This is a genomic window from Streptomyces sp. NPDC001002, from assembly GCF_053599215.1.
Genome location: NZ_JBSFLV010000039.1, coordinates 39,973 through 61,859 on the forward strand (window position 1 = coordinate 39,973; position 21,887 = coordinate 61,859).

Annotated in this window: 20 protein-coding genes; 10 read left to right on the forward strand and 10 right to left on the reverse strand. The window is 70.8% G+C overall.

Annotated features, from left to right (window positions below; all coding sequences use genetic code 11):
• Nucleotides 1-91: 91 nt before the first annotated feature.
• Both ACWDR3_RS19525 and ACWDR3_RS19530 read right to left on the reverse strand, forming a co-directional pair.
• Nucleotides 92-358, reverse strand: coding sequence for a protealysin inhibitor emfourin (locus ACWDR3_RS19525; RefSeq protein WP_450353744.1), 267 nt, complete (start codon nt 356-358; stop codon nt 92-94).
• A 20-nt stretch (nt 359-378) separates the two neighbouring features.
• Nucleotides 379-1,449, reverse strand: coding sequence for a M4 family metallopeptidase (locus tag ACWDR3_RS19530; protein ID WP_450353745.1), 1,071 nt, complete (start codon nt 1,447-1,449; stop codon nt 379-381).
• Nucleotides 1,450-1,820: 371 nt separating this feature from the next.
• Between ACWDR3_RS19530 and leuA the strand changes: the two genes are divergently transcribed.
• The 6 genes from leuA to ACWDR3_RS19560 all read left to right on the forward strand — a co-directional run bounded on the left by leuA (nt 1,821) and on the right by ACWDR3_RS19560 (nt 9,796).
• A complete protein-coding gene (gene leuA, locus ACWDR3_RS19535) occupies nt 1,821-3,542 on the forward strand; it encodes a 2-isopropylmalate synthase (RefSeq protein ID WP_450353746.1) in 1,722 nt (573 codons plus the stop codon).
• Nucleotides 3,543-3,725: 183 nt separating this feature from the next.
• Nucleotides 3,726-4,421 carry a TerB family tellurite resistance protein gene (locus tag ACWDR3_RS19540; RefSeq protein WP_450353747.1) on the forward strand — a complete coding sequence of 232 codons (696 nt, stop codon included), beginning with the start codon at nt 3,726-3,728 and terminating at the stop codon, nt 4,419-4,421.
• Nucleotides 4,422-4,568: 147 nt separating this feature from the next.
• On the forward strand, nt 4,569-6,644 hold the full coding sequence (locus ACWDR3_RS19545) for an MMPL family transporter (RefSeq protein WP_450353748.1): 2,076 nt from the start codon (nt 4,569-4,571) through the stop codon (nt 6,642-6,644).
• Nucleotides 6,645-6,691: 47 nt separating this feature from the next.
• Nucleotides 6,692-7,915 (forward strand): sensor histidine kinase, encoded by a 1,224-nt coding sequence (locus ACWDR3_RS19550; RefSeq protein WP_450353749.1) that lies wholly within the window; start codon nt 6,692-6,694, stop codon nt 7,913-7,915.
• A complete protein-coding gene (locus ACWDR3_RS19555; protein ID WP_450353750.1) occupies nt 7,912-8,577 on the forward strand; it encodes a response regulator in 666 nt (221 codons plus the stop codon). Before ACWDR3_RS19550 ends, ACWDR3_RS19555 begins: the two co-directional genes overlap by 4 nt.
• A 37-nt stretch (nt 8,578-8,614) precedes the next feature.
• Entirely contained in the window at nt 8,615-9,796 is a 1,182-nt protein-coding gene (locus ACWDR3_RS19560) for a sialidase family protein (RefSeq protein WP_450353751.1), read from the forward strand.
• A gap of 15 nt (nt 9,797-9,811) precedes the next feature.
• Here ACWDR3_RS19560 and ACWDR3_RS19565 read toward each other — a convergent pair whose 3' ends face one another.
• The 7 genes from ACWDR3_RS19565 to ACWDR3_RS19595 all read right to left on the reverse strand — a co-directional run bounded on the left by ACWDR3_RS19565 (nt 9,812) and on the right by ACWDR3_RS19595 (nt 17,168).
• A complete protein-coding gene (locus ACWDR3_RS19565; RefSeq protein WP_450353752.1) occupies nt 9,812-10,738 on the reverse strand; it encodes a dihydrodipicolinate synthase family protein in 927 nt (308 codons plus the stop codon).
• Nucleotides 10,735-11,754, reverse strand: a complete 1,020-nt coding sequence (locus ACWDR3_RS19570; RefSeq protein WP_450353753.1) for an oligopeptide/dipeptide ABC transporter ATP-binding protein — start codon at nt 11,752-11,754, stop codon at nt 10,735-10,737. The genes ACWDR3_RS19565 and ACWDR3_RS19570 overlap by 4 nt, the downstream gene beginning before the upstream one ends.
• Nucleotides 11,755-11,803: 49 nt before the next feature.
• Nucleotides 11,804-12,001: a hypothetical protein gene (locus ACWDR3_RS19575; RefSeq protein WP_450353754.1), complete on the reverse strand. Its 198-nt coding sequence runs from the start codon at nt 11,999-12,001 to the stop codon at nt 11,804-11,806.
• Nucleotides 11,998-13,998, reverse strand: coding sequence for a dipeptide/oligopeptide/nickel ABC transporter permease/ATP-binding protein (locus ACWDR3_RS19580; protein WP_450353755.1), 2,001 nt, complete (start codon nt 13,996-13,998; stop codon nt 11,998-12,000). Before ACWDR3_RS19580 ends, ACWDR3_RS19575 begins: the two co-directional genes overlap by 4 nt.
• Complete coding sequence (locus ACWDR3_RS19585; RefSeq protein WP_450353756.1) at nt 13,995-14,957, reverse strand: ABC transporter permease; 963 nt, start codon at nt 14,955-14,957, stop codon at nt 13,995-13,997. Before ACWDR3_RS19585 ends, ACWDR3_RS19580 begins: the two co-directional genes overlap by 4 nt.
• Before the next feature lie 4 nt (nt 14,958-14,961).
• On the reverse strand, nt 14,962-16,551 hold the full coding sequence (locus tag ACWDR3_RS19590) for an ABC transporter substrate-binding protein (protein WP_450353757.1): 1,590 nt from the start codon (nt 16,549-16,551) through the stop codon (nt 14,962-14,964).
• Between the two features lie 179 nt (nt 16,552-16,730).
• Nucleotides 16,731-17,168: an ester cyclase gene (locus tag ACWDR3_RS19595; RefSeq protein ID WP_450353758.1), complete on the reverse strand. Its 438-nt coding sequence runs from the start codon at nt 17,166-17,168 to the stop codon at nt 16,731-16,733.
• Between the two features lie 148 nt (nt 17,169-17,316).
• On the opposite strand from ACWDR3_RS19595, the gene ACWDR3_RS19600 reads away from it, so the two are divergent.
• Both ACWDR3_RS19600 and ACWDR3_RS19605 read left to right on the forward strand, forming a co-directional pair.
• Complete coding sequence (locus ACWDR3_RS19600) at nt 17,317-17,958, forward strand: TetR/AcrR family transcriptional regulator (protein ID WP_450353759.1); 642 nt, start codon at nt 17,317-17,319, stop codon at nt 17,956-17,958.
• Between the two features lie 48 nt (nt 17,959-18,006).
• A complete protein-coding gene (locus ACWDR3_RS19605) occupies nt 18,007-18,462 on the forward strand; it encodes a protein-tyrosine phosphatase family protein (RefSeq protein ID WP_450353760.1) in 456 nt (151 codons plus the stop codon).
• Here the strand turns inward: ACWDR3_RS19605 and ACWDR3_RS19610 are convergent.
• On the reverse strand, nt 18,443-18,922 hold the full coding sequence (locus ACWDR3_RS19610; RefSeq protein ID WP_450353761.1) for a GNAT family N-acetyltransferase: 480 nt from the start codon (nt 18,920-18,922) through the stop codon (nt 18,443-18,445). The two genes, ACWDR3_RS19605 and ACWDR3_RS19610, sit on opposite strands and share 20 nt — an antisense overlap.
• A 221-nt stretch (nt 18,923-19,143) precedes the next feature.
• On the opposite strand from ACWDR3_RS19610, the gene ACWDR3_RS19615 reads away from it, so the two are divergent.
• Together ACWDR3_RS19615 and ACWDR3_RS19620 are read left to right on the forward strand one after the other, a co-directional pair.
• Entirely contained in the window at nt 19,144-19,947 is an 804-nt protein-coding gene (locus ACWDR3_RS19615; protein WP_450353762.1) for an SCO2525 family SAM-dependent methyltransferase, read from the forward strand.
• Nucleotides 19,948-20,010: 63 nt separating this feature from the next.
• Nucleotides 20,011-21,885 (forward strand): SCO2524 family protein, encoded by a 1,875-nt coding sequence (locus ACWDR3_RS19620; RefSeq protein ID WP_450353763.1) that lies wholly within the window; start codon nt 20,011-20,013, stop codon nt 21,883-21,885.
• The last annotated feature ends 2 nt before the right edge of the window (nt 21,886-21,887 follow it).

Genomic DNA, 21,887 nt, shown 5'->3' on the forward strand with positions numbered 1-21,887 from the left:
TACCCCTCGGTAGGGAAGTCAACGCCCCCGCGTGAACTGCCGGTTACGCCCCTTCCGCGGCCCGTGCCGAGGCCACTTCCCCGGCACCTTCCTAGGCCCCTTCCTTCAACACCCTGGAGATCAGCTCGCGTTGCTCGTGGGTGAGCCGGGGATCGGCCGCGTACACCGTCTTCCCGTCCACGGTGATCTCGTAGCTGAAGCCGTCCGGCACCCCCAGCGGCCGGCTGTCCTGGCCGCCGGACAGCGCCTGTTGAGCCAGGGCCTGCCATTCGGGGGCATCGGGCCGCCCGGAGGTGTTCACCTCCGCGTGCCGCTCGATGCCCGCGAACCCGCCCGTGCGCCGCACCTGAATACGCATGGGCCCTGTCTAGTACGGACTCACGGAATCCGCACCCCGACCTGCTCCCACGCCTTCGACACGGCCTGGAGTTCCTCGCTCCCGTCGCCGTAGCGCTCGCGCGCGGCCTTCGCCGTCAGCTTGGCGAAGTCGGCGAACAGGGCGCTGCTGGTGAGCTCGCCGCCGGTGAGGACGTCGTACCAGACCTGTCCGGCCTTCTCCCAGGCGTTGCCGCCGAGCGCGTTCGCCACCAGGTAGAACGCGTGGTTGGGGATACCGGAGTTGATGTGCACGCCGCCGTTGTCGCGGCCGGTGCGGACGTAGTCGTCCATGGTCGCGGGCTGCGGGTCCTTGCCGAGCACGTCGTCGTCGTACGCGCTGCCCGGCTCCTTCATGGAGCGCAGCGCCTTGCCGGTGACGCTCGGGGCGAGCAGGCCCGCGCCGATCAGCCAGTCGGCCTCGGCGGCGGTCTGGCCGAGCGTGTACTGCTTGATGAGCGAGCCGAAGACGTCGGACATCGACTCGTTCAGGGCGCCGGGCTGGCCGTAGTACGTGAGGTTGGCGGTGTACTGGGTGACGCCGTGGGTCAGTTCGTGGCCGATGACGTCGATCGGGATGGTGAAGTCGAGGAAGATCTCGCCGTCGCCGTCGCCGAACACCATCTGCTCGCCGTTCCAGAAGGCGTTGTTGTAGCGCTCGTCGAAGTGGACGGTCGCGTCCAGCGGGAGGCCTTCGGCGTCGATGGAGTGGCGTCCGTAGGCCTTGAGGTAGAGCTCGAAGGTGGCGCCCAGGCCGGCGTATGCGCGGTTCACTGTGGCGTCCTGGCCCGGGTCGGCGCCCTCGCCGCGGACTTTGGTGCCGGGGAGGTCGGTGCCGTGGCCGGCGTCGTAGATGGTGCGGAGTGGCTGGTCCGACGCGGCCGTTTCCTGGGGCGTCGGGGCCAGGGAGAACTCGGTGGTGACCCTTCGCCTGCCGCGGAGTTCGCTGTCGCGGATCAAGGTCTGTTGGGCTGGGCCGGAGAGGTTGGGATCGTCGTTCCTGGCCAGGTGGTCGAGGATGTGTGGCGGAACGACGGTGCAGAAGACGGGCTTGAAGCCCCCGTTTGTCGTCATGTGCGGCACGATGGCACTGCGTTAGCGGGCTGTCACTAGGTGCCACCATGATTGGTGAAATATGGGGATGCTCCCGCCGTGGATGGTTGCGCTGTGTTAGGCCCTGACGGCCGGTGGGGGTTGATCGCGCCCACGCGGCGGAGCCGCACATCGACACAGCCCCGCGCCCCTTAAAAGACCACAGTCCCGCATGTTGATACGGGGGCGCCCGTCCATGGGTGCTCCGCTAGCATGCTCTGCATCATGCATTTCGGGCTGCTTCTTCTTAGCTGCCGCGGCGAGGGCCTGTAAGACAGGTCGACTCCCTCCCCGCGGAGCTTGGCGTTGCGTCGTCGGCCGTCCTTCCGGACACCCTGAGGAGCCCCCCGATCATGGCGAACCGCCAGCAGCCCAGCTCTATGCCGATCCACAAGTACGGCCAGTACGAGCAGGTCGACATTCCGGACCGTACGTGGCCCGGCAAGCGCATCACCACCGCCCCCCGCTGGCTCTCCACCGACCTGCGTGACGGCAACCAGGCCCTGATCGACCCGATGTCGCCCGAGCGCAAGCGCCGGATGTTCGACCAGCTGGTGTCGATGGGCTACAAGGAGATCGAGGTCGGGTTCCCGGCCTCCGGGCAGACCGACTTCGACTTCGTGCGCTCGATCATCGAGGAAGAGGGCGCGATTCCGGACGACGTGACGATCTCCGTGCTGACTCAGGCTCGGGAAGATCTGATCGAGCGGACCGTCGAGTCGCTGAAGGGTGCCAAGCGGGCGACCGTGCATCTGTACAACGCGACCGCGCCTGTGTTCCGGCGGGTGGTCTTCCGTGGGTCCAAGGACGACATCAAGCAGATCGCCGTCGACGGTACGCGGCTGGTGATGGAGTACGCCGAGAAGCTGCTGGGGCCCGAGACCGAGTTCGGGTACCAGTACTCGCCGGAGATCTTCACCGACACCGAGCTGGACTTCGCGCTGGAGGTCTGCGAGGCGGTGATGGACGTCTACCAGCCGGGTCCGGGGCGCGAGATCATCCTCAACCTGCCTGCCACGGTGGAGCGTTCGACCCCGTCCACGCACGCGGACCGCTTCGAGTGGATGGGCCGCAACCTGTCCCGCCGCGAGCACGTCTGCATCTCCATCCACCCGCACAACGACCGCGGTACGGCGGTGGCGGCGGCCGAGCTGGCGCTGATGGCCGGCGCCGACCGCGTCGAGGGCTGTCTGTTCGGGCAGGGCGAGCGCACCGGCAACGTCGACCTGGTCACCCTGGGCATGAACCTGTTCTCGCAGGGCGTCGACCCGCAGATCGACTTCTCCGACATCGACGAGATCCGTCGTACGTGGGAGTACTGCAACCAGATGGAGGTCCACCCGCGCCACCCGTACGTGGGCGACCTGGTCTACACGTCCTTCTCCGGCTCCCACCAGGACGCCATCAAGAAGGGCTTCGACGCCATGGAGGCCGACGCGGCCGCGAAGGGCGTCACGGTCGACGACATCGAGTGGGCCGTGCCTTATCTGCCGATCGACCCGAAGGACGTGGGGCGCTCCTACGAGGCCGTCATCCGGGTCAACTCGCAGTCCGGCAAGGGCGGGATCGCGTACGTCCTGAAGAACGACCACAAGCTGGACCTGCCGCGCCGGATGCAGATCGAGTTCTCGAAGATCATCCAGGCCAAGACGGACGCCGAGGGCGGCGAGGTCACCGGCGGTGCCATCTGGGCGGTGTTCCAGGACGAGTACCTGCCCAACCCGGAGAACCCCTGGGGCCGTATCCAGGTCCGCACCGGCCAGTCGACCACCGACACGGACGGCATCGACACCCTGACCGTCGAGGCCACCGTCGACGGCGAGGACACCGTCCTGACGGGCTCCGGCAACGGTCCGATCTCGGCCTTCTTCGACGCCCTGCAGTCCGTCGGCGTCGACGTACGTCTGCTGGACTACCAGGAGCACACGCTGGCCGAGGGCGCCTCCGCGCAGGCCGCCTCCTACATCGAGTGCGCGATCGACGACAAGGTTCTCTGGGGAATCGGGATCGACGCGAACACGACGCGTGCGTCACTGAAGGCCGTCGTGTCCGCCGTCAACCGCGCGACCCGATAGTCACTCTGACCGGCAGTTTCGGGGCCTTGATCGTCGTATACGGCGATCAAGGCCCCGCTGTTTTCGGCCACCCGGACGTGGAGGTCACGGAAAGGTCTCCTCCGGGGTAATGACTACGCCTCAACAATGTGGCTAACATCACGCAAGCGCGGCGATGTTGCCGCGGCGTTACGGAGGTGCGACGTGCTGCCAGTACGGGGACGAGACGGCCGTGCTTCCCGGCTTGCCCGGATCCTGGGCACGCGCACCGCGTGGACACCCGTCGGCGACGGCGAGTTCTTCTGCCCCGGCTGCGGGGGCGACCGCAACTACCAGCGGCTGACCGGCCGCCGCCGCTTCACCCTGCTGGGTGTGCCGGTGCTGCCGCGCGGTGAGACCGGGCCGGTCGTGGAGTGCGGCGCCTGCCGCCGGCACTTCGGCACGGACGCCCTCGACCACCCGACCACCACCCGCTTCTCCGCGATGCTCCGCGACGCCGTGCACACCGTCGCCCTGGCGGTCCTCGCCGCGAGCGGCAGCTGTTCCCGTACGGCCCTGGAGGCCGCCGCCGGGACGGTCCGCGCGGCCGGCTTCGACGACTGCACGCAGGAGCAGCTGAACGCGCTCGTGGAGGCGCTGGCCGCCGACACCGGCCGGGTCTACGGCCAGCCGTGCGGTGCCGGACTCGCCATAGAGCTGCACGAGGCCCTCGACCCGCTCGCCCCGCACCTCGCTCCGGTGGGCCGCGAATCGATCCTGCTGCAGGGGGCGCGCATCGCCCTCGCGGACGGTCCGTACACCCCGGCCGAGCGCGAGGTCCTCACGACGGTGGGCGCGGCCCTGACGATCTGCGCGGACGACGTGACCCGCCTCCTGGAGTCGGCCCGCACGCCGTCCTGACCCGCCCGCGTTACTCCCGCGGGAGTAACGCCGCCGCCGGGCCACCCCTGGCAGTAGCCCGCCTCTCGCCCTTCCGCCCGACGAACACGCCCCTTCCCGCCGGAAGTCTGGAACCGACCCAGACACCCGACCGGAGGGAGCCCGGACATGGGGGACACAAGGACCAGGACACGGCGCAGGCGGGCCGTGCCGTGGCTCGTGCTCGGACTGTGGATCGCCGTGCTGGCGATCACCTCGCCGTTCGCGTCGAAGCTCGCGGACGCCCAGCACGACCGTGCCGTCGACTATCTGCCGGCGAGCGCCGACTCCACACAGGTCGCCGAGATCCAGGACCGGCTGCCCGGCGGCGAGGCCACCGAGCTGGTCGTCGTCTACCACCGCGCCGGCGGACTGACCGCCGCGGACCGGGCGACCGCCGCCGACCAGATCGGCGCGATCGCGGGCGCGCACCCGCTCACCGCCGCGCCCGAGGGCGTTCCGTCCAAGGACGGCACCACCCTGATGTACCCGGTCGCCAGTACCGAGCCCGGCACGGACGAGAAAGCACGTGATGTGCTCGTCAACGAGGTACGGGACCTCGCGCGAGGCGGCGACGGGCTGAGCGTCGAGGTCGGCGGGTCGGGGGCGCTCGCCACCGACGCGGGGGAGGTCTACGACTCGCTCGACGGGCCGCTGCTCTTCACCACCGCCGGGATCGTCGCGCTGCTGCTGATCCTCATCTACCGCAGTCCGTTCCTGTGGCTGGTGCCGCTCGCCGTCGCGGGGATGGCCGACTACCTCTCGATGGGCGTCGCCTACGGGCTCCACCAGTGGTTCGGCACCTCGGTGACCGGCCAGAGCTCCGGCATCATGACCATCCTCGTCTTCGGCGCGGGCACCGACTACGCCCTGCTGCTCGTCTCCCGCTACCGCGAGGAACTGCGCCGTACCGAGCGGCCCTACGACGCCATGGCCGCGGCACTGCGCGGCTGCGGGCCCGCCGTGCTCGCCTCCTCCGGCACCGTCGCCGCCGGACTGCTGTGCCTGCTCGCCGCCGACCTCAACTCCAGCCGGGGCATGGGCCCGCTCGGCACCGTCGGCGTACTGTCCGCGCTCGTCGCCATGCTGACGCTGCTGCCCGCCGTCCTGGTGCTGCTCGGTCGCCGGGTGTTCTGGCCGCTCGTGCCCCGGTACGGCAGCACGCCCAAGGCCCGCAGGTCCCTGCTGGCCGCCGTGGGCAGCTCCGCGGGGCGCCGGCCCCGCACCGTGCTCGCCGCCGGCGCCGTGCTGCTCGGCGCGCTCGCCCTGGGCACGTTCGCCCTGCCCGACGCCCTCAAGCAGGAGGACTCCTTCACCACCAGGCCCGACGCGGTCGCCGCCATGGAGACCCTCGCGAAGGCCTACCCCGAGCGCGGCTCCCAGCCGATCACCGTCCTCACCCCCACCGGCCGTGCCGACGCCGCCCTGGCCGAGGTCCGCGAGCTGCGGGGCGTCGCCGACGTCGAGCGGGGCCGCAGCGGGCACGGCTGGACGGAGCTGTCGGTCATCGCCACCGCCCCGCCCGAGTCGGCGGGCGAGACCCGCGTCATCGAGACCTTGCGGGACCGGCTGGACGGCTCGCACGTCGGCGGACCCAGCGCCCAGCAGCTCGACCTCGCCGACACCAACGCCCGCGACCGGCTGGTCGTCGTCCCGCTCGTGCTGACGTCCGTCCTGCTGATCCTCGTACTCCTGCTGCGTTCGCTCGTCGCGCCGCTGCTCCTGGTGGCCGCCGTCGTCGCGGTGTGGGGCGCGGCCCTCGGCATCGGCGGACTCGTCTTCGGGCCGCTCTTCGGCTTCGCGGGCACCGACCCCGGCCTCGGTCTGCTGTCCTTCGTCTTCCTGGTCGCCCTCGGCGTCGACTACGGCATCTTCCTCATGCACCGCATGCGGGAGGAGTCCCTCGGCGGCGCCGAACCGGTGCCGGCCGCGCTCACCGCGCTGCGCACCACGGGCGGGGTCATCGCGTCCGCGGGGCTCGTCCTGGCGGCGACCTTCGCGGTGCTCACCAACATGCCGCTGGTGAGCCTGGTGGAGCTGGGCTTCGTCATCGCGGTCGGTGTCCTGCTCGACACCTTCCTCGTCCGCACCTACCTGGTCACCAGCGCGAGTGTGCTGCTGGGCCGCCGGGTCTGGTGGCCGGGGCGGCTGTCGCGGACGCCGCAGAAGCCGGTGGAGGCCGAACGCCAGTCGGAGCCCGTCTGAATCTCCGGGCGCCCCTGACTCCCGAAGGGGCGCCCGCCTACCGGAAGATGAACTTCGTGCAGGAGAAGACGCGTTCACACCGGGCGGAGCGGATCATGGCCGTCATCGGCCGTGATCCCCGCACCGCCGCGCACGGCACCCGCAAGGACGCCCTGCTCACGCTGGTCCTCGCCGCGTCGGCCGGGTGGCTGGCGCTGTCCACCGGCGACGGCCGCCGCCCCGACGCGCTCGGCTGGACGCTGCTGCTCGCCGCGCACGTGCCGCTCGTATGGCGCCGGCGCCGTCCGATGCTCGTGCTCGCGGCCGTGGTGGCGCTGGTCGTGCCCTACCACGGCCTCGACTTCAACCACGAGGCGCCGTCCGCCGTCTCGTACGTCGCGCTGTACACGGTCGCCGTCACCGGCCGCCCGCTGCGCACGATCCTGACGGGCCTCATCGTCCTGACCGTCGCCGTCTCGGTGATGCTGACGGTCAACACCCACCAGGCCGCCGAACTGCTGGGCGTCTCCGGCTGGGTGGTCGCGGTCCTCTTCTTCGGCATCGACGTCCGCTACTACCGTAGCTATGTCGCCTCGATCGTCGAACGCGCCGAGCGCGCCGAACGCACCCGCGAGGAGGAGGCCCGCCGCCGGGTCGCCGAGGAGCGGCTGCGTATCGCCCGCGACCTGCACGACCTGCTCGCCCACAGCATCACCCTCATCGGCGTGCAGACCTCGGTCGCCGCGCACGTGCTGGCCGCCGACCCCGAGCGCCTGGACCGGGAGACGGTGGCCAGGGCGCTGGAGGACATCGCCGAGACCTGCCGCAGCGCGCGGGGCGAACTGCGCACCACCCTGGAGGTGTTGCGCGAGCACGACCTGCCGGACGCCCGCGGCCCGCTGCCCGGCCTCGACGGACTGCCCGACCTGGTGCGGGCCGCCCGCCTGGCCGGCGCCCGCGTCGAACAGACGGTGGGGATCCGGCGGGCCCCGCCCGCGGTCGGCGCCGCCGTCTACCGCATCGTGCAGGAGGCGCTGACCAACGCGGTACGGCACGCGGGTCCCGAACCCGCCGTACGCGTCGGCCTGTACGAAGCTGACGGCGCTCTGCACCTGCGCGTGACCGACGACGGCACCGGGCCCGACCGCGCCGGGACCCACGGCTTCGGCCTGGTCGGCATGCGGGAGCGGGCCCGCAGCGTCGGCGGCACCCTCGACGCCGGACCGCGGGACGAGGGCGGCTTCGAAGTGCGGGCCGTCCTGCCCACGAGCCTTCCGGAGGGAGCCGTATGACGATCCGTGTCCTGCTCGCCGACGACCAGCACCTGGTGCGGGCCGCCTTCGCCATGCTCGTGGAGTCGGCCCGGGACATGACGGTCGTCGGGCAGGCGGCCACCGGCCGGGAGGCGGTCGAGCTGGCCCGGCGCGCGCGGGCCGACCTGGTGGTGATGGACATCCGGATGCCCGACCTGGACGGCATCGAGGCGACCCGGCTGATCGCGGCGGACGCGGACCTCGCCGGGCTGCGGGTGCTGGTCCTGACGACCTACGACACCGACGAGAACATCGTCGAGGCCCTGCGCGCCGGCGCCTCCGGATTCCTGGTCAAGGACACCCGTCCGGCCGAACTCCTCGACGCCATCCGGACGGTCGCCGCCGGCGACGCGCTGCTCTCCCCGGGACCGACCGCGCGACTCATCGAACGCTTCCTGCGCAGCCCCGTGCCGCCGACGGCGGACGGCGGCCCGGAATGCCTGTCCGAGCGGGAACGGGAGGTCCTCACCCTGGTCGCTCGGGGTCTCAACAACACTGAAGTGGGTGAAGCACTCGGACTGAGTCCGCTGACCGCGAAGACCCATGTCAGCCGGATCATGGGGAAGCTCGGAACCCGTGACCGGGCCCAGCTGGTGATCGTGGCGTACGAGTCGGGACTGGTGATACCGGGGAGCATGTGACGGAAGGTCAGTGTCTGACAGCCCGCTAGGGAGATCGATGACCATCCTGAGCCGCACCCTTGTCGTCGCCGCGGTCCTCGCGGCCCCCCTCACCGCGACCCCGCACGCCTCCGCCGCCGGCTGCACGTCCTCCGTGCCGTACGTCTCGGGCCAGGGCGGCTACGACACGTACCGGATCCCGGCGACGGTCACCACCGGCCGGGGCACGGTCCTCGCCTTCGCCGAGGGACGGCGCACCGGCGCGTCCGACACCGGCAACATCGACGTCGTGGTCAAGCGCTCCGCCGACGGCGGCTGCACCTGGGGCCCGCTGCAGGTCGTCACCGAGGGAGACGGCGACACCCGCGGCAACCCGGCGCCGGTGCTGGACCCGCTCACCGGCGCGGTCGTCCTGGTGACGTCCTACAACAGCGGCCTGGTCACCGAGCCGCAGATCATGCGGGGCGAGGTGACGCCCGAGCAGAGCCGCCGGGTGTTCGTGCAGCGCAGCTGGGACGACGGCCGCACCTTCTCCGCGCCGGTCGACATCACCGCGCAGGTCAAGGAGCCGAACTGGCGCTGGTACGCCACCGGGCCCGGCCACGCCGTCGCCCTCACCAGCGGCCCGCACGCCGGCCGCCTGGTTGTCCCCGCCAACCACTCCGCGGCCCCGCCCGCGGGCTCCGCGGACACCGGCCAGGAGCGCAAGTACTACGGCGGCCACGCGATCTACAGCGACGACGGCGGCACCACCTGGCACATCGGCTTCGTCGACTCCTCGTACGAGGGGTACGACAACGCCAACGAGACCAGCGTCACCGAACTCCCGGACGGGCGGCTGTACTTCAGCTCCCGTGACGAGGGCGGCACCAGCAAGGGCAACCGGCTCGACAGCTACTCCTCCGACGGCGGCCAGACCCTCGACCGCCCCTACCGCCAGCAGCCCACCCTGAGCGACGTACCGGCGGTCCAGGGCAGCGTGCTCCAACTCCCCGAACCGGGCGCCCCGTTGCTGTTCTCCGGCCCGTCCGTGCCCACCGCCCGTCAGGCGATGGCGATCTGGCGCAGCACGGACGGCGGCGCGACCTTCACCAAGGCGCTGACCCTGTCGACCCAGCGGGCCGCCTACTCCGACCTGGTGCGGATCGGCTGGGAGACGCTCGGGATCCTGTACGAGACGGGTGTGGCGGGCACGTACGAGACGATCGAGTTCCGCCGGCTGCCGACCGACAGCCTCTGATCCGCCGGACAGGTCCTAGAGCAGCCCGGCCGCCGCCAGGAACTTGCCCACCCGGCGTACCTCCTCCGGCGACAGCGGCACCTGGGGTTCCGCCGTCGCCGGGCAGTCGATGATCCCGCGCAGGTGCAGCGCCGCCTTGAAGGCGCCGAGCGCCGAGGAGCTGCCGCCCATCCGGGCCGGGTCGCCGGCGCCGACCAGGTGGAACAGGGCGCACAGGCGGTCCTGTTCGGTGCGGGCGCGGTCCCAGTCGCGGGCCCGGCAGGCGCGGTCGAGGCGGACGTAGCCGTGCGGGTCGACGTTGGCGAGGCCGGGCACCGCGCCGTGCGCGCCGAGCGCGAGGGCGGAGTCGACGAACAGTTCGGAGCCGGTCAGGACGCTGAAGCCGGTGAGGGCGCGGGCGCCGGTGACGACCTCGCGGAAGCCGGCCAGGTCGCCGCTGGAGTCCTTGAGCCCGGCCAGCGTGCGGTCGGCGGCCAGCTCCAGGACCAGCTGGGCGGGCAGCTTGCTGTGGACGGCGACCGGGATGTCGTAGGCGACGACCGGGACCGGACTGGCGGCGGCGATCAGCCGGAAGTGGCGGGCGATCTCGGCGGGGTGGGTGCTCGTGTAGTACGGCGCCGTCACGACCACGGCGTCCGCGCCGGCCGCGGTGACGGACGCGACGTGGTCCAGGACCCTCGGGGTCGTCATGTCGATGACGCCCGCGAGGACCGGGTGCTGCCCGCCGACATGGCCCGCCACGGCCTCCACGACCAGCCTGCGCTGCCGGTCGGTGAGATAGGCCGCCTCCGAGGAGGAGCCGAGCACGAAGAGCGCGTCCACCCCCCCGCCGAGCAGATGGTCGACCAGCCTGAGCAGGGAGGGGACGTCCACCTCGCCGCCCGGTGTCAGGGGGGTGCAGACGGGTGGGACGACACCGGTGAGCGGGGCGGGGAAGGTCATGAAGGCTCCCTGGGGTGGTTCTGCCGTACGAGATCGCGGGTCGACTGGTCCTCCTCCACAGGATGGTGGCAGCGGTAGCGGTGACCGGCCTCCGACGCGGCCGAGAATTCCGGCATTTTGGACACGCACTCCTCGTCGGCCTTCCAGCAGCGGGTGCGGAAAGGGCAGCCGCTCGGCGGGCGCGTGGCCGAGGGGACCGGGCCGGTCAGCGGGATCGGGTCGACGGGGTCGAGCAGTCCGGGCGTGGCCGAGAAGAGCGCGCGGGTGTACGGGTGCCGGGCGCGGTCGGTGACGTCCGCGGCCGGCGCCTCCTCGACGATCCGGCCCAGGTACATGGTGATCACGCGGTCGCTCATCCGCCGTACCGTCTGGATGTCGTGCGAGACGAACACCAGGGCCAGGCCCAGGCGTTCACGCAGGTCGAGCAGGAGGTTGAGGATCTGGGCGCGGACCGACACGTCCAGGGCGCTGGTCGGTTCGTCGGCCACCACCAGGTCGGGGTCCAGGGCCAACGCCCGGGCGATCGCGACGCGTTGGCGCTGACCGCCGGAGAGCTGGCCGGGCAGCGCGTCGGCGACGGACCGCGGCAGACCGACCAGGCCCATCAACTCCCTTACCCGCTCCTCCCGTTGGGCCTTCGTGCCGCGCTCGTGCACGTCCAGCGGGTCGCGCAGGATCTGCCGGATCGGCAGCCGGCGGTTCAGGGCGGTCGAGGGGTCCTGGAAGATCATGCCGACGCCGGACCCGATCGCCGCCCGGCGCTCACCGTCCGGCATCGACCACAGGTCCCGCCCCCGGAACACCACCGACCCGGCCGTCGGCCGCTCCACCCCCACCAGCACCTTCGCCAGCGTCGACTTCCCGCACCCGGACTCCCCGACCACCCCGACCGTCTCACCGGCCGCGACGGCCAGATCGGCCCCGGTCAGCGCGTACACCCGATCCCGCGTGAAGACCCCACCGCTGCGGGCCTTGTGCACCACGTGGGCGTCGGACAGCTCGACGATCGCGTTCACTGGAGGGCCTCCGTGCCGGGCGTTGGGCGGTTCGGTGTTCGCGTTCACGTCAGGGTTTCCGTCGGCCGGGCCGGATCGCCGGGTGGCAGCGGCCGTGGAGGGCTGCCGGGCCGGACGCCGGGCGTCGTGCGCCGGTCCGGTCGCGTCGGGTCGCCCGGCCGGTGCGGGTGTTGTGGGTCGGGCCGTGGTCGGGCGGTTCGGCGGTCGCGTTCACCGGGTGGTCTGTGTCCTCGCCGGGATGGCTCACGTCACGGCCTCCACGGACACCGGCTCGGGGGCCGGGTGGTGGCAGGCTGTGGTGTGGGTCGGGGGGCCCAGCAGGTCGGGGCGGGTGGTGCGGCACAGGTCGCTCGCCAGGGGGCAGCGGTCGGCGAAGCGGCAGCCGGCCGGGAAGTCGGCGGGGGAGGGGACGACGCCCTTGATCTGGGTGAGGCGTTCGGCCGCCGACTCCAGGGAGAGCACGCTGCCGAGCAGGCCGCGCGTGTAGTGGTGGGCCGGTGCCTCCACCAGGTCGGCGGTCACGCCCGTCTCCACGATCTGTCCGCCGTACATCACCACCACCCGGTCGGTGACGTCCGCGACGAGCGCGAGGTCGTGCGAGACGAGGATCAGCGCGAAGCCCAACTCCTCGCGCAGGCGCAGCAGAAGCTGTATCACCTGCGCCTGCACGGTGACGTCGAGCGCGGTCGTCGGCTCGTCGGCGACGATCAGCTTCGGGTCGCGGGACAGCGCCATGGCGATCAGGACGCGCTGGCGCTGGCCGCCGGAGAGTTCGTGCGGATAGCTGCGCAGGGTGCGGTCGGGGTCGAGGCCGACCAGGCCGAGGAGTTCGGCGGGGCTGCGGTGTCCGCCCCGGCGAACGAGCTGCTTGAGCTGGGCGCGGATCGTCATCGCCGGGTTGAGGGAGGAGAGCGCGTCCTGGTAGATCATCGCCATCTCGTGGCCGAGCAGGCGGCGGCGTACGCGCATGGGTTCGGCGAGCAAGTCCCGCTGGTCGAAGCGGACTTGGCCGCGGACGCGGGCGCCCTTGGGCTCCAGGCCCATGATGGTGAGCGCGGTGAGCGACTTCCCGCAGCCCGACTCGCCGACCAGGCCCAGGACTTCGCCGGGCTGCACCTCGAAGCTGATGCCGTCCACGATGTCCACGCCGTCGTGCCGGCCCTCGAAGCCGACGGCGAGGTTCTCGACGGCCAGTATCGGCAACTGCCCCTGGGGGAGCGGCCGGGCGCGGGAGCGCAGGCGCTGGGCCGCCGCCGTCAGACCGGGCAGTTCCAGCACCTCGCCGGTGCCGGGCTCCGCCGTCTCCAGCCGGTCCTTGTCCTCGTCCCCTTTTTCGTGCGGGTCGCGGGCCGTCACCTCGCGCGCCGAGGGCGCCGCCCACGCGTCGGACACGCCCTCGGACAGGACGTTCAGCGACAGGACGGTGATCAGCATCAGCAGACCGGGGAAGACCGTCGCCCACCAACCGCCGGTCAGCACCATGTTCTTGCCGTCCGCGATGACGCTGCCCCAGGACGGGTCCGGGGGCCGGACGCCCGCGCCGATGAAGGACAGCGACGCCTCGAAGACGATCGCCTCGGCGACCTGGACCGTGCAGAACACCAGCACGGGAGCGGCGCAGTTGACCGCCACGTGCCGCAGCACGATGTGCGGGGTCCGCGCGCCGATCACCCGCTCCGCGGTCACGTAGTCCTCGCCGTACTGGTCCAGCACGTTGGCCCGTACGACCCGCGCCACCGGCGGGGTGAACAGGAACGCGATCGCGCAGATCAGTACGGTGATGCCGCCGCCGAACACCGCCACCAGGACGGCCGCGAGCGCGATGCCCGGGAATGCCATCACCACGTCCAGACAGCGCATCAGCGTCTCGTCGACACCCCGGCGCGAGGTCGCCGCCACCGCGCCGAGCACGGCACCCACCACGAGGGCGAGCGCGGTGGCGCCCAGACCGATCGCGAGCGACCAGCGGGCCCCGTACATCAGCCGGCTCAGCAGGTCCCGGCCGAGGCTGTCCTGGCCCAGCCAGTGCGCGGCGGACGGGTGGCCGGTGCCGTCGACCGGGGCCTGCTGGGCGAGCGGGTCGTCCGGCGCGAGCAGCGGGGCGAGCAGCGCCACCAGCACGACGACCGCCAGGAAACAGACGGCGACCTTCGACATGAGCGGCAGTCGGCGCCGGCCGCGCAGCCGGATGCCGGGCCGGGAGAGCGCGTCGGCGAGGCCCTTGCGCGTGAACGGGGTGTTCATGTGGCCGCATCCCTCAGTCGCGGGTTGACCAGCAGATACAGGACGTCGATGACGAGGTTCACGACGACGAAGCCGATCGCGGTCGTGATCACCACGCCCTGTACGACGGCCGGATCGCCGTTCTGTACGGCGTCGATCATCAGCTTGCCCATGCCGGGCAGCGCGAAGATCGTCTCGATGACGACCGCGCCGCCCAGCAGATAGCCGACCCGCAGACCGAGCACGGTCAGCGGGTTCATCAGGGCGTTGCGCAGCACGTTGCGCCCGACCACGACCCGCGGCGGCAGCCCGCTGCCGATCGCCGTACGGACGTAGTCCTTGTCCAGCTCCTCCACCACCGACGTCCGGACGATCCGGGTGAGTTGGGCCGCCACCGGCAGCGAGAGCGCCAGCGCCGGGAGCGCCATCGTCTTGAGCCAGCCGGTGACGGAGTCCGCCGGGTTGATGTAGCCGCCGGCCGGGAACCAGCCCCGGTCCACGGCCAGGTACTGGATCATCAGCAGCGCCAGCAGGAAGCCGGGGGCCGCGACCCCGGTCAGCGAGACGACCCGGACGATCTGGTCCGGCAGTCGGTCGCGGTAGATCGCCGCGGTCACCCCGCCGAGCAGGGACAGCACGACCGCGATCCCCAGGCCCAGGAAGGTCAGTTGGAGGGTGAGCGGCAGTGCGGTGGTGACCTGGTCGAGCACCGGCGCGCGGGTCAGGGTGCTGGTGCCCAGGTCGCCGTGGAGCAGATCGCCCACGAAGTCGACGTAGCGCACGGGCAGCGGGTCGAGCAGGCCGCTGCGCTCGCGGAAGTCGTGCAGCTGCTGCGGGGTGGGGTTGGCGCCCTGGAAGAACGCGGAGGCCGGGTCGACGTCCGAGAAGCGCATCACCAGGAACACGAACAGGACGATGCCGAGCATCAGCGGCACGAGCAGCGCGATGCGCCGGATCAGGATCCGTACGACAGCTGTCATGGCGTCAGACCCACTTCGCCTGGAGGAAGTTGACGCCCGGATAGGGCTGCGGCTTTATGCCGGTGAGCTCGTGCGGGTCCCACGCGGTCATCAACTCGTTGTGGACGACCGGGTAGAGCACGGCCTGTTCGGCGACGACGTCGACGTAGTCCTGGATCATCGTCTTCTTCCGCGCCGGGTCGGACTCCCGTGTGGCCAGGTCCATGTCCCTGAACAGCCGCTTGGCGACCGGGTGTTCGGCCCAGCGGGCGTAGCCCATCCAGAGGTTCTGCGGGCCGTAGTTGTAGTGCATGATCAGGTCGGCGTCGAGGCCGAACTGGTTGGGGTTCGAGGCGGCGGCCACGACCTGGTAGTCCTGCTTCTGGTCCAGCTTGGTGAAGACGGCGGTGGTCTCCTGGGGGGAGAGGGTCGTCTTGACGCCGATCGCGTCCCAGGACGCCTTGATGGTCGGCAGGCAGTCGGTGATCCAACTCAGGTTCACCGCGAGGATGTCGACCTTCAGGCCGCTGACCCCGGCGGCCTTCAGCAGCGCTTTCGCCTTCTCCGGATCGTGTCGGTAGACGGTCTTCGCCGGCCGGTAGGCGGGGTTGCCCTCGTTCAGGAACGACGAGGACGGCTTCCCGTGTCCCTTCAGCGCCACTTGGACGATCGTGTCGGTGTCGATCGCGTAGTGCAGCGCCTGCCGCACCCGCACGTCGTCGAAGGGCTTGTGCTGGGTGTTGAACAGCAGGAACAGGTTGTTCATCCCGGCCCCGCCCGCGACCGTCATCCCGCCGTCGCGGAGCCGGGCGATGTTGGCGTACGGGATGTTGTCGGAGATCTGCGCGCCCGCGCTCGCGCCCGAGACCCGTGCCACGCGGGAGGCCGCGTCGACGATCGTCAGCCAGTTCATCTTGTGGAAGGCCGGCCGGCGCGGGCCGTTGTAGGCCTCGAAGGCGGCGAAGGTGGTGTTGGCCTTCGGGTGGTGCGCGGTCTGCCGGTACGGTCCCGAGCCGACCGCGAGACCCCGGATCGCGTCGTCCCAGCCGCCGGGCCGCGAGAACACGTGCTTGGGCATGACCTTGGCCAGCGTGAGCCGCGAAAGCCCTTCGGGGAAGGGGAAGTTGAGCACCAGCTCGACCGTGCGCGCGTCGACCTTGCGGACCTGCTTCAGCCAGCTCGCGAAGAAGCCCTTGGCCAGGGTCTGCGTCTTGGGGTCGAGGATCCGGTCGAACACGAACACCACGTCGTCGGCGGTGACCGGCCTGCCGTCGTGGAAGGTGGCGCCCTCGCGCAGCGCGAACCGCCAGGTGGTGGCGTCCGGGTCGCCCGGCAGCTCGGTGCCGAGCGCCGGATAGGGCGCCCGGGTGATCGGGTCGGTGTCGAGGAGCCCTTCGTAGATGTGGTTGTTGGCGGCCATGGAGAATGCCGACGCCGTCTGCGTGGGATCCCAGCTGCCGTCGTTCCCGTACCCGATCACCGCGGTCAGTGCCCGGTCCTTGCCGCCGCCCCCGGTGTCATTGGTCGACTCCGGCCCGCAGGCCGCCAGGGACGACGACAGGGCAGCGGCCGCGCCCACCGCTCCGGTGTGCTTCAGGAAGGTCCGGCGGTGCACGGTTCCTCCAGCCGAGGATGAGGAGATACGACGTCCTATGTCCTGACGTCAGCGCGACCATAGGTGGGGTCCTGTGGACGGTCAAGACATCGCACACTAATGGGCGTATCCGTCACAGGTCGGACCAATGGCGCTTTGAAATGGCTGGAGTTGATGACCGGTCTGGTCGGGGCGGATGCCTACGCGGTCGCCTGCTCGGGTGCGGTGAGCTGGGCGGCGATCGCCGCCCCGTCCAGCCACACGTTCTCGCGGGCGATCTTTCCGTCCTTGAACTCGAAGACGTGCAGCATCCGGAAGGTGATGCGCCGGTTGTTGCCGGGGATCCCCAGCATGGAGCCCGTGACCACGCCGGTGATCAGGTCCTCGACGGTCGCTCCGTTGTCCGAGTAGTACGTGTGCGTGCGCTCGTCCTTCTCGGAGCGGAAGTCCTTCAGCAGCTGCAGATAGCGGTCCTTGGCCGCCGGGATGCCGTAGGCCGGACCGCCCGGCCAGCCGACCGCGTCGTGCTCGATGTCGTCGGTGTACATGGAGACCGCGAGTTCCGCGTCCCCGATCCGCTCCGCCTCCATGTGGGTCTCGATCAGCGCTTCCATTTCGGCGGGTGTCATGGCGCCCATGGGGCACTCCCTCTCGCTCGTGCCGCGCGCTCTGAGGTGCGCGGCCCCCGTTGGTGAGACGCTGCTACCATAATGAGAATACTTTCTCATGACAAGAGGGACATCTCATGACCGAGCGGAGCATCTCGTGAGCGGGGAGGGGTCTGTCATGAGTGACGGCGGGACCGACGGGCGCCGCAACCAGAAGCTGCGCACCCGGCGCGCGCTGGTCGACGCCGCGGTCGAGCTGGTGCGCGAGGGCAGGCCGGTGACGGTCGCGGACGCCGCGCACAAGGCCCAGGTCTCGGTGGCCACGGCCTACCGCTACTTCTCCAACCCGCAGGACCTGCTGCGCGAGACGCAGACCGTCGCCCGCGGCTTCGAGGCCCTCGCCGACCTGCCGGACGACCCGGCCGAACGTCTCGACCTGGTCGTCTCCCGCACCGCCGACCTGCAACTGGGCGACGAGGCGGTGTGGCGGGCGGTGCTGCGGGCGGCCTTGGAACGCTGGACGGACCCCGCCGCCGGTACGGGCACAGGCGCCGGCGCGAGCCCCGACACCGAGGCCGTCCCCACCCGCAACCGCCTCCGCTTCGACCTCACCCGCGCCGCCCTTGAACCCCTCGCCGACACCCTCCCGCCCGACCTGCACCGCCGCCTCACCATGGCCGCCACGATGGTCTACGGCGTCGAGGCCCTCGTCTCCACCCGTGACGTCTGCGGACTGGACCCCGAGGAGTCCAAGGACGTGATGCGATGGGCGGCCCGGGCCCTGCTGGAGGCGGTCCAGCGGGAGGCCGCGGAGCGGTGAGGCGGCTCGCGGGGTCGAGCGGCGGGGCGGGAACCGAGGGGGGTCTGCATGGGCGAGCTGTGGGACGAGCACGACACCGGGGTGCTGCGACTGCCGTCGGGACGGCTGGTCCGGGGCCGAGGCCTGCGGCACCCACTGGATCCGGCCGCGCCGACACCCTCGTACGGCCTCTATCTTCTGGGCCGGCAACCGGCGCCCGTCGCCTGGGAGTCACGGTGGTTGCGCTGGCCCGATTTTCGGCTGCCCGGCGACCGGGTGGACGCCCGTGCCGCTCTGGTCGAGGTCTGGGAGCGGGCGGTGGGCGAGCGGGTCGAGGTCGCCTGTGGGGGTGGGCGGGGGCGTACGGGGACGGCGCTGGCCTGTCTGGCGGTGCTGGACGGCGTACCGGCCGGGGAGGCGGTCGCGTATGTGCGGGCGCACTACGACCGGCGGGCGGTGGAGACGCCCTGGCAGAAGCGGTACGTACGGGGGTTCGCGGGGCCCGTCACAGGGTCAGGCGCATGATCAGGCGGTCGGCGCCCGGGCCGAAGTAGTCGGCGCGGACGTCCTGTTCGGCGGTGAAGCCCAGGGACGCGTAGAGGTCGATCGCCGGGAGGTTGGCGGGGTCCACGGTGAGGCACACCTCGCGCACCCGGTCGGCCCGTAATCGGCGCAGCACCTCCAGCATCAGCCGCCGGCCGTGACCGCGGCCGCGCTCGTCCCGGGTGATGCCGAGCCCGAGGATCCAGCTGTGGGTGGCGTCCGGGGGCGTGCCGACGAGGACGTACCCCTTCAATTCGGTGCCGTCGTCGAGGACCAGCAGGTGCCTCGGGTACACGTCGTAGAGCTGGCGCAGTACGAAGTAGGGGTAGGGCTCGTCGGGGAAGGCCTCCCGGTCCAGATGGGCCAGCGCGGCGAGGTCCGCCTCGTCGACGCCGCGCAGTCGCAGCTGTCGGGTCGAGGGGCGTGCGGGCAGAGCAGTCATGCCACCTCCTGGTGAAGGTCCGGGGCACGTTGACCACTTACGAGTGAATTACGACCTGGGTTCCGATCAGGATGGCTGTGAATCTTCGGCGTGCTCAAGTGCTGTTCAGGACCAAATCCCTTTGTCGATCTGACCACCCAAGAGTTCTTGCAGTGCGTCGCCGATTTGGCGTAACGTCCTTGTAGTTGCCGCGAGTTGTGCCCGGCGAGGTATCCTCAGGCATGACCTCCAGAGTTCAGACGGACTCCGACGTGCTCAATGACGACGCGCCATGGGATGAATTCGATCCCGGGGCCTATGTCGATCAGAACTACCGCGATCTTCTGGACGCGGACGCGGAGATCCTCACTTTCGTACGGGAGCACTTCAGTAGTCACTTCCGTGAACCTTTCGATCGGCCGATTCACGGTATTGACATCGGTGCGGGAGCCAATCTCTATCCGGCCCTGTCCATGCTCCCGTGGTGCACGGAGATCACCCTGCTGGAGCGGGCACCGAAGAACGTCGACTACCTGCTCGGCCAGAAGCCGCACTACGACCCGAGCTGGGACAGCTTCTGGAAAGTACTGTGCGGGAACGCCGGGTACGAAGCGATGGAGGGTGACCCGAGGGACAGATTCCGCACCGCTGTCCGGGTCGAGGAGGGTAATTTGTTCGCCATGCGGCGACGAAAACCTTTCGGTCTGCTTCGTGATCGACGCCGTTGGCAGATCGGAACGATGTTCTTCGTGGCCGAATCCATCTCCACCTCGCACGAGGAGTTCCGGCGCGGAGTCGCGTGCTTCATGGCGGCGCTGGAGCCCGGGGCGCCTTTCGCCGCCGCGTTCATGGAGGGGTCGAGGGGGTATGACGTGGGCGACCGGCATTACCCGGCGTGCAACGTGGACGAGACACAGGTGAAGGAAAGTTTCCAGGGGCTCGCGCAGAAAGTCGAGACACGGCGCCTGGGAGAATCGAGTCATTTGGTGCGTCCGGGGCACACGGGAATCATTCTGGCCTGCGGCCGGCGGGACGGTAATTCCTGAATTCCGGATTTCCGGATTCCGATCGGGCGGCGGCCGGCACGGCCTGTGCGAGGGGGACAGCGGATGCAGATCAAGCCGCGTGTACATCTGCTTCAGATCTGGCAGGCGATCGCCCGCCATTCCTTCGCCGACGGCCGGTGGGACTGGGGGGACTGGGGACGGCTCAGCAGCGTCGCCGACGCCGAGCGGCTGCTGTGCCTGATGTATCCCGCCACGGAGATCCCCGAATTCCGGCTTGACGAGCCCGACACCACGCAGAAGGACGTGCTGCGCGATCTCAGACCGGCCGGCGGCCGGATGGAGATCCCGGCCGCCCTGGTCCGGGCCCTCACCGAGTTCATGGACCGGCACTCCACCCCCGACGGCAGCCCCACCTTCGCCGGCGACTACTACTTCTCCGCCGAGGATCCGCTGCAGGAGGTCACCCCGGAGCAGCGGGAACTCGGTGTCGTCGACTCCTTCAGCATGTCCGTGACCCTCTGCCTGGCCACCCTCGGCTTCCTCGACAAGTTCGCCCGCACCACGCTCCGTTCGGAGCTACGGGCCGAGGTCGACGCGCTCCGGGAGGCCACCAGCGAGCGGCTCACCGCCGCCATGGTCGGCCTGCTGCGCTCCTTCACCGTCAACGTCTTCGACGCCGACACCACCCAGGGACGGCGGCTGTTCCGCAACCTCGGCCAGCCGCGGCTGACCGAGCGGGCCGTGCTCCAGCAGTTCCGGGAGCGTTTCAAGTCCCTGCGTGCCACCATCGCCAACCGCATCAAGCTGGGTATCTCCGACACCGAGGACGCCCTGAAGAACGAGAGCATGCTCTTCGAATGCGGCTGGGCGTGGGGTGTGGTGAAGGGCGCGCCCGCGGTCCCCCTGAGCGGCGGGACCGGCACCCGTGAGCAGGTCGGGGCGTGGGTCGACGGCGTCGCCGATCCCGTGCCCTACCTGTACTTCACCGTCGTCGCCCTGGACGGCATCCAGGACCTCTCCTCGGACCGCACCCTCACCCTCGGGCTGCTCAACGAGGAGCAGCAGACGCTCGCCGAGGCGCTGCGCCTGCGCTGGACGGTGACCCAGCAGTACTGGTCGGAGATCGCCCGGTTCAACGACGAGCGCTGGCCGCTGGAGGACATCCCCTGGCGCGTCACCGGCCAGCGGCTGGAGTCCGAGTACTTCTCGCTCTCCGTCGCCGCCATCGTCGTCCACGACCTGGTGCGCCGCCGCGCGGGCGACGAGGACCTCGCCCGCACCGTCGACGTCATGCGACGCCTCGCCGAACGCGGCCGCATCACCAGCCCGTTGACCCGCGACGACCAGGCCCTGCGCCTGCACAGCCCCGGCGTCACCCTGCCCCTGCAGGGCAGCGAGCGGCTCGGCCCGCCCCTGCAGTGGACGGTCACCGATTTCTCCGCGCAACTCCTCAAGCGGACCGTCCAGTTGGCCGGACTCGCCCGCAACACCGCCATCCAGGACCGGCTGTTGCGCCTGGCCGACGACACCTTCGACCACCTGTGGCAGCGGCGCATCGAGGACGGCGAGGGCCTCGACCTCTGGGACGACGTGAACGCCGTCTACTCGACCGCGCCCAAACGCGAGGGCCCGCTGTCCTGGAGCATCACCGAACGCCTCACCGAGTGCATGGTCGTCGCGTACAACTTCTACACCCGCGAACCGATCCGGAGCCCCCAACTCGCGCTCATGGCAACCGACTTGCTCAGTGAGGCCAACCACCGCTTCGGCAAGGAGGAGATGCAGTCCGCGGTCGGCGCCGCCGGGCTCGCCGAGAGCGACTGGGCCAAGTCGCTGCGGACCATCGAACTGCGGCTGCGCCGCGCGGGCGAACTCGTCGCCACCCAGCCCGGCACCGCCAGTGCCATCGCGCTGGACGTCCTCGGCGAGCTCGACACCCTCGCGCGGGCCCGGGGCGCGGCAGCGGGAGAGGGGTGACC